Below are 12,346 nucleotides of genomic sequence, written 5' to 3' on the forward strand. Positions count from 1 at the left end.
TACGTTAGCGTGCTTCAAGCGTCGCCCCTGTGCGGGGCGGCACCTACTTTTCTTTGCCGCCGCAAAGAAAAGTAGGCAAAAGAAAGCGGCTCACACCGCCAATTCTTGACGTTTACCCACGGGCCCCCAACGTCCCTACCCTTCACATGGCAACGCCCTTGCACGCGTGCGTTGCCAGCGCGCCGAATCAGCGCCTCACCCGCTTCAGACACCCGTACACGGGCCAACGGCAGCGAATGGTACATGCCGCCCAGGTGGCAAACTGTGTGTAGGTTGTCGCACCGCACAGGTTAGCGCTCTTACCAGAAACACCAACCGTGCTACCCAGTCCGGAGTGGTGCGCGTATGGCGCGAAAGCCGACACACAGTTTGCCACCTGGGCGGCAGTGGACTGTCTGGCGCGGCGTGCTGCGACGCGGGCGCGCGAAGCGGGTGAGGCGTACGGAGAGGGCGTTGGCAACGCAGGTGAACAGGTGCGATGCCGTGTGAAGCGTGGGGACGTTGGGGGCCCGTGGGCAAGAAGAAGAGCTGGCGGTGTGAGCCGCTTTCTTTTGCCTACTTTTCTTTGCGGCGGCAAAGAAAAGTAGGTGCCGCCCCGCACAGGGGCGACGCGTGAAGCGCGCTAACGTAACGCGGATGCCAGCGAGAGCAAAGGCAAACCGCATCTGCCAGCGCAGAGCAAAAGCAAAGACAAAAGCAAAGGCAAAAACCGCTTACCGCATCAACTCATCAAAACTGACAAGCAGCCGCTCGATATCAGGAGAATGAATATCCCCCATAGTAGAAATCCGGAAAAGCTCCTTGGACAATCCACCCTGCCCGGCATAGATAACAAAGCCGCGCGCTTTAAGCGCATCATGCAACCGCTCATAAGAAACGCCGTCCGGCAACTTATAAGCCCGCAGCACAACGGAAGACTCAGCCGCTGGCAAAGCACTCCCAATCCCACGCGCAAAAAGCCCCTGCCGAGCCTGCTCGGCCAGAGCCAGATAACGAGCATGCCGCGCCCGCCAACCACCTTCCTCATCAAGCTCGCGCAGCGCCTCCACAAGCGCATAGTAAGCGTGAACAGAAGGCGTAAACGGCGTATTCCGCTGATCCTGCAAACTGGCAAGCCGCACAAGCCCGAGATAATAAGTCCGGCTCGCAGCAGCCGCCAACGCATCCCGCCGCACAATAACAAAAGCGGCACCCGGCACGCCATGCAGACATTTATTCGCCGTCGCGGCAACAGCCACAATCGTGCCTTCAGCGAAATCGATCTCTTCAGCACCGAAGCTGCTCACACCATCAACCAGCATCTTCACATTGCGCTCGCGGCAAACCACCGCCAGCGCCTTGAGATCATTCAAACGCCCCGTCGTCGTCTCGTGATGAATCACGGCAACATGCGTAATCGCCTTATCGGCATCGAGCGCAGCCGCAATCCTCGCCAGATCGGGCGCCTGCATCCACTCATGCTTCACGACGCTATGCGCGATGCGATACTGCGCCGCGATCTGCGCAATACGCTCGCCATACACACCATTCTCGACAATCAGCAACTTGCCGTTCTCCGGCACCAGCGCCGCGATCATGCTCTCGACCGCCGCCGTCCCCGAGCCCGTCATCAACACGGCGCTCCATTGCGCAGGGTCGAGGTCGTACAGTTTGACCAGACGCGCGCGCGCTTCGTCCTGCAAGTCGAAGAACTCGCTCTCGCGATGACACAAGTCCGTTTGCAGCAGGCTGTTACGCACACGCTCGGTCAGCGTGACAGGGCCTGGATTCATCAGCAGCATCAACGTGCTCCTTCGTTCGAGCCGGCAGTGGCGATATGGCGCATCAGGCGCGTCTTCACATCGGGCGGCGTGATGGTCGGGCGCGGCAAGCCGTCAGGCGTGCCACGGCGGATCGCGACGCGCACGAAGCGCGGGCCGTCAAGCAGCGGCGACGCGAACAACTCGTCGATCAGGCCCGCGTCATCGCCTTCGACCGCGGACGCATAGCCGCACGCCGCCGCGACACCCGCAAACGACACCTGCGGCGAGACCGTCGACTGGCCGCCGGTAGAATCGTGAGCGCCGTTGTCGAGCAGAATGTGCGTGAGATTCGACGGACCATATGCGCCCAGCGTCGCGAACACGCCCATGCGCATCAGCGCCGCACCGTCGCCGTCGAGCGCGACGACATGCAGGTCCGGCCGCGTCAGTGCGAGCCCCAGCGCAAACGGCGTAATACAGCCCATCGAGCCGACCATGTACAACTGGTTCGGCCGGTCGTCGATCGCGTAAAGCTCGCGCCCGCAAAATCCCGTCGATGCAAGCACGACCGTCGAGTTCACCGGCGTATGCGCAATCACGCGCTGCAAGGCCTCATTGCGCGTCGGCAAGGCGTCGGCGGCAACAGCACGCGACACGTCACGCGCGGCACGCACGTCGCGCTTCGTCGCGCGGCCCGAGTCCTTCAGCTCGTATGGCGCAACGCTGCCCTTCTGCATCACGAGCGCATACGGGCGGCCCGTCGCGTCCATGTGCGCAATCGCACGGTCCAGCGCGGGACCGATCGCTTCCGCTTCCGTCGGGAACGTCTCCCACGGAATCTCCATCGTGTCGAGCATCGCCGGCGTGATGGGGCCCATCAATTGATGCTGCGGCTCGTCCGCGACGCCGGGCTGGCCGCGCCACGTGACGATCAGCAGTTGCGGCAGGCGGAACGTCCACGTCAGCGACGTGAGCGGGCTCACCGCGTTGCCGAGGCCCGAGTTCTGCATCATCGTCACGCCGCGACGGCCATTCTGCGCGCCGAGCGTGACACCCGCGATGAACGCGACCGCATCGCCTTCGTTCGCCGCCGACACGTAATGCAGCTTCGGGTCCTGCAGCACGTAGTTGATGAACGGCGTCAGATACGAGCACGGCACGCCCGCATACCAGTCGAAGCCGCGCTCGCGCGCCGCCTCGACGAACTGTGCTGCCTCGATCATTGCGCCGCGCCTCCCGCTGCATCGCTCTTCGCAAGCGGCGTCGCTTCGTGCGCGAAGTCGCCCGCGCGACGGAAGTCTTCGAGGTCGTTCACACCGCGCCAGTGGCCATGCACGTATTGCACTTCGACTTCTTCACCGGCTTCGATCAGCGCATTCAACAGGGCAGGCATGTCGAGCGAATCGAAATCGGGGCGCGCGCGCAGCGTGTTCATCACCGCCTGCAGACGCTCGCGGCCCGCGCCGCGCACGTTCAGCAAACCGATCCAGCGGCCGTGCGGCGCTTCGCCCTTCACGTCGGCTTCGTTGTTCGCCACACGGCGCAGCAGCACCTTGTTGCCGAACAGGCCGCGATCGTCGGCGGCCGAGCACCACGCGAAATCGCGCACGCTCTGGTTCGTCGCGCCCGCTTCGGCTACCGTCGTCGAATCGACGACCACGCTGAACAGCGCTTCGCTATCCACCAGATCGCGCACGATGTAGCTGCGGAACAGCAGGTCGCCGTACGAGATCACGGTGTCGTTCTGCAAGCCGTCGACCGCGCACGCGAGCGACGCCAGTTCGCCCGTCTGCTCGTGACGCTCGTTGACCACGAGCTTGATGCCCGCCGTGTCGATCGCGTCGGCGCGATAGCCGCCCACCACCGTGATGTCGTTGACGCCCTGCTTCTTGAATGCGTCCACGAGCCAGCGCAGCAGCGGCTTGCCCGCGATGGGCAGCATGACCTTCGGACGATCCGTCGTCACGGCTTCCAGGCCCTTGCCGCGGCTCGCGGCAAGCACCACGGCCGAACTCGCCACACGCGACGACGACAGATAACGCTCTTCCGCTACCGAGTACTCGTCGGCATCCTGCAGACGGAAAATTTCATTGACGGTCGCAATGCGGTCTTCCACATTGACGAGCGTCTGGCTCTCGTAGATTTCCTTGACGACCGCCTGCATCGCGGAAGTGGCCGCGCGAATCTGATGATTCGCCCAGATGACCGTGCTGATGCCCGCCTTGCGGAACACTTCCGTCGGCGTGCTGTAGTACTTGGTCGGCACGATCACCAGCGGACCGCGGCCTGCCCATTCGCGCGCGAACTCGAGAATCTCGTCGGCGCGCGACAGCTTGCTGTGGATCAGGATCGCATCCGCACCCGCCTGGCGATACGCTTCGGCGCGCTTCAACGCTTCGTCCATGCCCCAGCCGGCGATCAGCGCTTCGACGCGCGCGACGATCGAGAAATGCTCGTCCGTCTGCGAGTCCTTGCCCGCCTTGATCTTGCCGCAGAACTCGTCGATATCGGCGAGCGGCTGCGCTTCGCCCTTGATGAAGCTGTTCGTCTTCGGAAACACCTTGTCTTCGATGCACACGCCCGCGATGCCGCGTTGCTCCAGCTTGCGCACCAGGCGGCGCACGTTGTTGAAGTTGCCGTAGCCGGTGTCGCCGTCGAGCAAAATGGGCAGGTCGCTCGCGTCAGCCATGAATTCGAGCGTATCGACGACTTGCGTCCAGCTCGCTTCGTTGTTGTCGCGCACACCGTATTGCGCGGAGATCGCAAGGCCCGAGCCCCAGATGCCCTTGAAGCCGGCTTCGCGCGCGATGCGTGCGGAGATGCCGTTGTGCGCTTCCATCAGGAATTCGAGTTCGTTGCTGGTGAGCATCTGGCGCAAGCGTGCGCTGCGCGACAGAGTGGAAACAAATGAGGGTTCGCGTGCGTTCATTGTGTGGCTCCTGATTTCGGCCCGAGTTAGCGCTTCAGCGCTTCATGCAAAGCCGGCCGCTGCAATTGCGGCAGGACTTCTTTAGTTGCTCGCGCAACGTCGTTGGGAAAATCGATTTCGATCCAGGGCAGGCCGGTGACATCGGCCGTATCGAATGCGTGGCTGCGCTCCAGCAGCAGGTCGCGCATGGCTTCTTCGTGCGGCAGGTTCGCGCGACCGCTATTGACATAGCCCGCCACGATCTCCGCGAAGCGCCGGGCAGCGGCCTCGGTGAAGCGGAAAAAGCCCACCGATTCGCCGATCGTGTCGTAGTCGAGGCCGACGGCCAGCTGCTTGCGCAATTCGATGGGCACGCCCTGTTTCAGGCACAGCTTGACGGGCTCGTCGCCCGCTTCGAAGTCGCGGTCGATCAGCAGGCGATTGGCGTGCTCACCCGCCACGAGCGCGGCCAGCATGCGCTCGTCGTACAGCACGTCGGCGTCCATCAGCAGCACGTCGCCGCCGCGCGTGAGGGCATCGGCGACGGTGTGCACGGTCAGCACGCTGCCCAGATCGAAGCGCGGATTGAGCCTGATCTCGGGCACCTTGCGGCCGGCCCGCGTCAGTTCGGCTTCGACCTGTTCCGGCTGAAAGCCGAGCGCGAGCACGACTTCATCGACGCCCACGGCTTCGAGCATCTGCAGATGGCGCTCCAGCAGCGTGACCCCGTCAAAGCGCAACAGACATTTTGGAAACTGCTCCCCCGGCGGTTGCTGGAGTCGCAAGCCGAGGCCTGCGGCAAGAATGATTGCTCGCATTCGATTTCCAGGGAAAGGGTTAATTGGCTTATTGGCTCTTTTAATCCGGCATTCGAAATGGCTTGCGCGCTGTGCGCGAAGGCGTCCCGGCGAGCCAAAAATGGCGACTATATCGGAATTGAGAACGGATTGCAGACCAGCCGGGCCGGTTTTGGCAATTGATGGAATTAATTTGAAAAATGTGGTGATTTTGTTTGCAAACGACGCTGATTCACCTGTTTCAGCCGATGAAAGGGTATTCTGCGCTTTCAGTTAATGCGAGGCACGATTTCGTGAGGAAAGCAGCAAGCCGATCAGTGACGATCGCGCCGGAAAAGCAACAGGCGCATCGATCGAAGGGGCAGAGGTACTTCAATTCACTCGTCAAGCAGATCGAAAACCGGCGTGGACGGCTCGCGCAATGGGAAAGCTTCACGCCCGTCTTCCAGAAGAAATATGTCGACGTGCTCGTCCCGCTCCGGAAGCGTTCGCGGGACGCGCAGGTGAAGCTGATTCACCGGCTCGACGCGGTCCATGGCGATAAAGGCCTGAATGCCGTCGACCGTCGAACCGTCTCGGCACTGATCGTCGACCTGTTGCAGCCAATGATCAGCCTTCACGACGACGACACCTTGCAGTCGATCCACGACCGGCATGCTTCGCCCGGCGACGGCGAGCCGGCCGATATCGACCTCGAAGGCATGAAAGCGGCGATCGAAGAGATGCTCGGCGTCGAATTCGAAGACGACGTGATCTCTCCACAGGAGTTCTTGAAGCGCGCGTCCGAACAGTTCGCGAAACTGCGCAGGGAAGCAGCCGAAAAAGCACAGGCGCGCGAGGAGCGCCGTGCGAAGCGCAAGCCAACGCCGAAGCAGCTCGCCGCGCAAGCGCGCAAGGAAGCGGCGAAGGCGGAAATCAGCCAGTCGCTGCGCGATGTCTACCGCAAGCTGGCGAGCGCGCTGCATCCCGATCGCGAGCACGACCCCGAGGAGCGCGCACGCAAGACCGTGCTGATGCAACGGGTCAACGAGGCGTACGCGAAACGCAAGCTTCTGCAGCTACTGGAATTGCAACTGGAACTCGAACATATCGACCAGAAGACAATCGACGGCATCAGCGAAGAAAAACTCGCGCACTACAACGAGGTGTTGCGCGAGCAGCTCGGCGAACTGGATCGCGAACTCTCGGACGTCGAACAAAAATTCAGGGGCGCATTCGGCTTTCCGCGCGGCCCTCGCATATCGCCTGACTTCGCGATGGAAGATCTCGACGACGAGATCGCGCAGCGCGTGCACATGGTGCACGAGATCGAACACGATCTGCCCGTGTTCGACGACATCAAGAAAACGAAAGCCTGGTTGAAAGCGGTCAAACGCGACCGTCCCATCTGATCCCGCGCATCGCCTTCCATCCCGCCGGGCGCGCTCGCGCCCATTTTCTCGTCATACCAATACGCGCCGTGCTCATTAGGGGTTTCCCCGGCTGCTGCAAGCGTTTGCGGCGGTCGTAAACCCTGTCAGGCATCGCCTGTATCTGCCGCCATCCTGCACAAAACCCGAAGACCGTCACACGCAACCCCAGCCGCCGCAAGCAAAGCACACCATGACTCTGAACAAGAAACTCGCCTCGATGATCGCCATCCTGTGGATCGGCCTCGTTCTCATCGGCGCGTTCGGCGCGTGGCAAAGCCGCTCGTCGATGATCGCCGACCGCCGCGATCAGCTGACTACGCTCGTCGAACAGGCCAATTCGATCGTCAACCGCTACTACACGCTGTCGCAGCAGCACGCGATGAGTGAAGCCGACGCGAAGAAACAGGCGCTCGACACGCTGTCTGCGCTGCGCTACGGCACCGACGGCTATCTGTCCGTCAACGATTCGCAGCCCGTCATGCTGATGCATCCGTTCAAGCCGGCGCTGGTCGGCAAGAACCTGTCGGGCTTCACGGACCCGGCGGGCAATCACCTGTTCGTCGATATCGTCAACGCCTCGAACCAGGGCAAGGGCGGTTTCGTCGACTACCTGTGGTCGAAGCCGGGCAGCGACACGCCCGTCCCGAAGACCAGCTACGCGATGCGCTTCACGCCGTGGGACTGGGTGCTCGTCACGGGCATGTACATGGACGACGTGCAGAAAGCGTTCTACGTCGATCTCGGGCGCTGGCTCGCCATCACCTTCGTGCTGGGCGGCATCGCGACGCTCGTGATGGTGCTCGTGCTGCGCAGCGTGAAGCGCACGCTCGGCGGCGACCTCGAAGTGGCCGTCGAAGCAACCCAGCGGATCGCGCGCGGCGACCTGGCGACACCCGTGCCGCTCGCGCACAACGACCGCGCGAGCCTGCTGCACGCGCTGCACACCATGCAAAACGGTCTGGTCGATACCGTCTCGCGCGTGCGCGCCGGCACCGAGAACATCAACGTCGGCGCCAGCGAAATCGCCGCAGGCAATACCGATCTGTCGCAACGCACGGAAGAACAGGCGGCCGCGCTGGTGCAGACGGCATCGAGCATGGACCAGATGACGTCGAACGTGAAGCAGAACGCCGAAAGCGCCGCGACAGCCGCCGGGCTCGCAAGCGAGGCCGCCGACATCGCGAAACGCGGCAGCCGGGTGGTCGACGACGTGGTCCGCACGATGGGCGACATCACGAGCAGCTCGAAGCAGATCGGCGACATCATCGGCGTGATCGACGGCATTGCGTTCCAGACCAACATCCTCGCGCTCAATGCCGCCGTCGAAGCGGCGCGCGCGGGCGAACAGGGCCGCGGCTTCGCGGTCGTCGCAGCGGAAGTGCGCAGCCTCGCGCAGCGCTCGGCAACGGCGGCAAAGGAAATCAAGGCGTTGATCGAAACGTCGACGGGCAGCGTCGAGGAAGGCGCGGCGCTGGTCGCGAACGCCGGCTCGACGATGGGCGAGATTGTCGCCTCGGTGCGCCGCGTCAACGAGATTCTCGAGGAAATCAGCCATGCGTCGCGCGAGCAGAGCGCGGGCATCGAGCAGGTCAACCGCGCCGTCGGCGAAATGGATCAGGTCACGCAGCAGAACGCGGCGCTCGTCGAGCAGGCTGCGGCGGCCGCCCATTCGCTCAAAGACCAGGTCGGCGGCCTGCGCGAGGCGATTTCAAGCTTCTCGCTGCCCGCCTGACAGTACTGCAAGGCCCTGCCCGGCGCGGTAGACAATAAAAAGAAGGCGCTCATCGAGCGCCTCGTTAACACGCCGCGTCGGAGACGACGCATCAGTTGAACGGGCGACGGAGACGGCTTTTTCAACGCGGCCCTGCGGGCTGCGTGCGCCGGACCACAATCGGCACGGCCTCTGAATCCCGCCCGCCGCGCAAAAACCTTTCTCGAAGCTCGCGCTCAGATTACGTTCTTATTACAATCTGATCCACGTTCACTGTGGACCGGTTGTCAGAGCGGCCGGCTTCGCCCTCATGTTCCGCAAGAAAAATCACGATCCGTACGCGCCCGTCGCGAAGAATCCCGTCCTCGTCGCGCGTCTGCCGATGTGGCGCTCGAAGCTGATCGTGATCCTCGTGTTCGCGGCGTTCGCCGCGCTGATCGGCCGCGCGTTCTGGGTGCAGATCGTCAATCAGGACTTCTACGTCGAACAGGGGCAAAAGCGCTATCAGCGCACCATCGAACTCGACGCGACGCGCGGGCGCATCGTCGACCGCAATGGCGCGATGCTGGCCGTCAGTCTCGCCACTTACGAAATCTGGGCGTCACCGAAACTGCTCGCCGAAGCCGCGTATCCGCCGCTGGCGAAGCTGCTCGACATGCCGCTTGCCGAGTTCACGCAGCGCGTCTCCGGCAACAAGAGCTTCGTGCTGCTCAAGCGCCAGGTCGATGCGGAAACGGCCGCGCATATCGACAAGCTCAACCTCGCGGGCATCACGCGCATTGCGGATTCGAAGCGCTTTTATCCCGAGGGCGAATCGGCGGCGCACGTGGTCGGCTTCACCGATATCGAGGACAACGGCCAGGAAGGCATCGAACTCGCCGCCAACGACCTGCTCACGGGCGAGCCGGGCGAGCGCGAGGTGATCCGCGACCGGCTCGGCCGCGTCGTGTCGGACACGCGCCCGCTGACGCCGGCGCAACACGGCGCGACCGTGCATCTGACCGTCGACCGCCGCATCCAGCAGCTCGCGTATGCGCAACTCAAGGCGGCCGTCGCGAAGCACAGCGCGCAGGCGGGCAGCGTCGTCGTGCTCGATGCGCGCAACGGCGAGATTCTCGCGCTCGCGAACTATCCGAGCTTCGACCCGAACGACCGCTCACGGCTCACGGGCCGCCAGTTGCGCAACCGCGCGGTCGTCGATACGTTCGAGCCTGGTTCGACGATCAAGCCGCTGGTGGTCGCGCTGTCGCTCGATCGCGGCCTGGTGCGGCCTGGCACGATGATCGACACGGCGCCCGGCTGGTACAAGATCGGCCCGAGCGTGATCCACGACACGTCGAACCACGGACGCATGACGATTGCGGAAGCGTTGCAGAAGTCGAGCAATATCGCGCTCGCCAAACTCGCGCTGAACCTGCCCGCCGAAACCATCTGGAACAAGTATCAGGAGTACGGACTGGGCCGCGCGCCGGAGCTGACGTTTCCGGGCGTCGCGGCGGGCCGCGTGCGACCGTTCGCGCGCTGGCGGCCCATCGAGCAGGCGACGATGGCCTATGGCTACGGCCTGTCGGCGTCGCTGCTGCAGATCGCGCAGGTCTACACGGCCTACGCGGGCGACGGCACGATGCACCCCGCCACGCTGCTGATCGACCCTGCGCGCGCCGCGCCGGACGGCCAGCGCGTGACGATGCCCGCCACGGCCGCAGCGATCCGCTCGATGCTCGAAATGGCGACGAGCGAAGGCGGCACGGGGCGCGCGGCGAACGTCGACGGTTATCGCATTGGCGGCAAGACGGGCACGGCGCGCAAGCAGGTCGGCGCGGGATACGCGAAAGGCCGCTACCGGTCGCTGTTCGTCGGCATGGCGCCGATGAGCGATCCGCGTCTGGTCGTGGCCGTGATGATCGACGATCCTGCGGGACGCGCGTTTTACGGCGGCACGGTGGCGGGTCCCGTGTTCAGCGCGGTGACGGGCGGCTCGCTGCAACTGCTCGGCGTGCCGCCCGACGCGCCTGTGACGGCGCCCGCTTCGGAAGCGGCGCACGCGCCCGGCGTGTAGCGCGGCAACTCATGCGCGGGGTTTCGCCAGCGCGCGCAGATCCCGCGCGACGTCGTCCAGCACCGGCTGCCATTGTCCGAACTGCCGCTGCCGGTACAGCGTAGCCGTCGGATACCACGGGCTGTCGCGCCTGTCGATCAACCACGTCCAGTACGGATTCACGTCGAGCAGGACCCACGTACGCTGACCGAGCGCGCCCGCCAGATGCGCCGCCGACGTGCACACGCTGATCACCAGATCGAGCTCGCTGACGAACGCAGCCGTATCGTCGAAGCTGCGCCATTCTTGCGTGAAGTCGTGCATCGGCAGGCCGGATGCGCGGGCGGCCCCGACGTCGGCCGCGGCGCCCGGTTGCAGCGAATAAAACGCCACGCCGTCGATGTCGCGAAACGCCTGCGCATAGCGCTGCCCGCCGACGCGCCGGAAGCGGTTGCGTCCGTGATTCAAGCTGCCCGTCCATGCAAGCCCGACCTTCAGACGCTTTTCGCCGGCGAGGCGCGCGCGCCATGCGTCGCGCAACTCCGCGTCCGCGCGCAGATAGGGCACCACGGACGGAATCGATTCGATGCGCGTGTCCAGCATCAGCGGCGCGCTGACGAGCGGCAATTCGAAATCAAACGGCGGCAAGGCTTCGACTTCACGCGCGGCGGAATACGCATCCACATGCGCGCCGAAACTGCGCGGCAACAGCGCGCCCATCTGCGGAAACGAGTTCCACACGATACGCCCGCCTTCGCGATGCACGCGCTGCGCGAGGAGCGGCATGAAGCGGCAAAACTGCAGCACGTCGCCCATGCCCTGCTCGCCCCACACGAGCAAGGTCTTGCCCCCAAGCGATTCGCCGCGCCACTGCGGCTTGCCGAATGGCGGACGCCCGTTCACCAGCATGCTGGCGGGATCGTTCCAGCGCGCCTCGTGCGCGGGCCAGCCTTCGGCATAGTTCCCGCGCAGCAGGTGCAGCACGCCAAGCCCTGTGCGCATCGATGCGTTGTCGGGCGCCAGTTCAGATGCCGTCGTCGCATGCGTCAGCGCGTCGTCCCAACGTTGAGCTTCCTTGAGCGCCTGCGCGAGATTGCCATGCGCCACGGCGCTGCGCGGGTCGATCTCGACGGCGCGCCGCGCCGCCGCAAGCGCGCCGTCGAGATCGAAGCAGGCGCGCCGCGCGCTCATCAGGTTGATCCACAGCGCGAAGTCAGATGGGTCCGCTGCGACAGCCGCTTCGAGCAGTTGCCGCTCTTCGGCGGGATCGCCGCCCGTGCGGTTCAGCGCGATCGAGAGGTTCTTGCGCAATTGCGGGTACGCAGGGTCGATCGCGAGCGCGTGGCGATACGGCGCGAGCGCGTCGCGATGCCGGTTCGCCATCTGCAGCGCGTAGCCGAGCCGCACGCTGGCCGCCGCGCTGTGCGGCTCGAGTTGCGCGATCGTTTCGACGAGCCCGATGGCTCGCGCGACGTCTTGCTGTTCGAGCAGTTCAAGCATCAGCCGGTCGATCGACATGCTATCCGCCGGGTGTAGACAAGACGCCGCTTCGAGCCACAACGCACGCGCGCGCACATCGCCCTCGGACTGCGCGGCGAGCGCGCGGCGGAGGAAGCTCAGGAATGGATCGAAGGTCGGTGGCATAAAGGTGAACGGAAGCGTTGGGCGAGGCATCGCGTCGGCACGCGCCCGGCGCACCAGGCGCGCCGGGTCGGATATTCTCCGGCGAATGGCGTGA

8 protein-coding genes are annotated in these 12,346 nt (G+C 64.3%); 3 read left to right on the forward strand and 5 right to left on the reverse strand.

The window, feature by feature from the left end; translation table 11 throughout:
- Window positions 1-713: 713 nt before the first annotated feature.
- From C2L66_RS26940 to C2L66_RS26955, 4 genes are read right to left on the reverse strand one after another with little or no spacing between them, the layout of a single operon-like run.
- Entirely contained in the window at window positions 714-1,781 is a 1,068-nt protein-coding gene (locus C2L66_RS26940; protein WP_060605327.1) for a 2-aminoethylphosphonate aminotransferase, read from the reverse strand.
- Window positions 1,781-2,965 carry a phosphonopyruvate decarboxylase gene (gene aepY, locus C2L66_RS26945; RefSeq protein WP_060605324.1) on the reverse strand — a complete coding sequence of 395 codons (1,185 nt, stop codon included), beginning with the start codon at window positions 2,963-2,965 and terminating at the stop codon, window positions 1,781-1,783. The genes C2L66_RS26940 and aepY overlap by 1 nt, the downstream gene beginning before the upstream one ends.
- Window positions 2,962-4,671, reverse strand: a complete 1,710-nt coding sequence (aepX, locus tag C2L66_RS26950) for a phosphoenolpyruvate mutase (RefSeq protein WP_054933648.1) — start codon at window positions 4,669-4,671, stop codon at window positions 2,962-2,964. Before aepX ends, aepY begins: the two co-directional genes overlap by 4 nt.
- Window positions 4,672-4,697: 26 nt before the next feature.
- On the reverse strand, window positions 4,698-5,468 hold the full coding sequence (locus C2L66_RS26955) for a phosphocholine cytidylyltransferase family protein (RefSeq protein WP_060605321.1): 771 nt from the start codon (window positions 5,466-5,468) through the stop codon (window positions 4,698-4,700).
- A 272-nt stretch (window positions 5,469-5,740) separates the two neighbouring features.
- On the opposite strand from C2L66_RS26955, the gene C2L66_RS26960 reads away from it, so the two are divergent.
- The 3 genes from C2L66_RS26960 to C2L66_RS26970 all read left to right on the forward strand — a co-directional run bounded on the left by C2L66_RS26960 (window position 5,741) and on the right by C2L66_RS26970 (window position 10,629).
- Entirely contained in the window at window positions 5,741-6,838 is a 1,098-nt protein-coding gene (locus tag C2L66_RS26960; RefSeq protein WP_060607123.1) for a molecular chaperone DnaJ, read from the forward strand.
- A 211-nt stretch (window positions 6,839-7,049) separates the two neighbouring features.
- Window positions 7,050-8,591, forward strand: coding sequence for a methyl-accepting chemotaxis protein (locus tag C2L66_RS26965; protein ID WP_054933646.1), 1,542 nt, complete (start codon window positions 7,050-7,052; stop codon window positions 8,589-8,591).
- A gap of 289 nt (window positions 8,592-8,880) precedes the next feature.
- Complete coding sequence (locus C2L66_RS26970) at window positions 8,881-10,629, forward strand: peptidoglycan D,D-transpeptidase FtsI family protein (RefSeq protein WP_060605318.1); 1,749 nt, start codon at window positions 8,881-8,883, stop codon at window positions 10,627-10,629.
- A 9-nt stretch (window positions 10,630-10,638) separates the two neighbouring features.
- Here C2L66_RS26970 and C2L66_RS26975 read toward each other — a convergent pair whose 3' ends face one another.
- A complete protein-coding gene (locus C2L66_RS26975) occupies window positions 10,639-12,252 on the reverse strand; it encodes a tetratricopeptide repeat protein (protein ID WP_060605315.1) in 1,614 nt (537 codons plus the stop codon).
- Between the last annotated feature and the right edge of the window lie 94 nt (window positions 12,253-12,346).

This window comes from Paraburkholderia caribensis, from assembly GCF_002902945.1.
Lineage (GTDB): Bacteria > Pseudomonadota > Gammaproteobacteria > Burkholderiales > Burkholderiaceae > Paraburkholderia > Paraburkholderia caribensis.

Bases quoted from the DNA above. Each gene is read 5' to 3' on its own strand.
- C2L66_RS26955 (WP_060605321.1), bottom strand. From the start codon at position 5,468: ATGCGAGCAATCATTCTTGCCGCAGGCCTCGGCTTGCGACTCCAGCAA.
- C2L66_RS26965 (WP_054933646.1), top strand. From the start codon at position 7,050: ATGACTCTGAACAAGAAACTCGCCTCGATGATCGCCATCCTGTGGATC.
- C2L66_RS26940 (WP_060605327.1), bottom strand. From the start codon at position 1,781: ATGCTGCTGATGAATCCAGGCCCTGTCACGCTGACCGAGCGTGTGCGT.
- aepY (WP_060605324.1), bottom strand. From the start codon at position 2,965: ATGATCGAGGCAGCACAGTTCGTCGAGGCGGCGCGCGAGCGCGGCTTC.
- C2L66_RS26975 (WP_060605315.1), bottom strand. From the start codon at position 12,252: ATGCCACCGACCTTCGATCCATTCCTGAGCTTCCTCCGCCGCGCGCTC.
- C2L66_RS26970 (WP_060605318.1), top strand. From the start codon at position 8,881: ATGTTCCGCAAGAAAAATCACGATCCGTACGCGCCCGTCGCGAAGAAT.
- aepX (WP_054933648.1), bottom strand. From the start codon at position 4,671: ATGAACGCACGCGAACCCTCATTTGTTTCCACTCTGTCGCGCAGCGCA.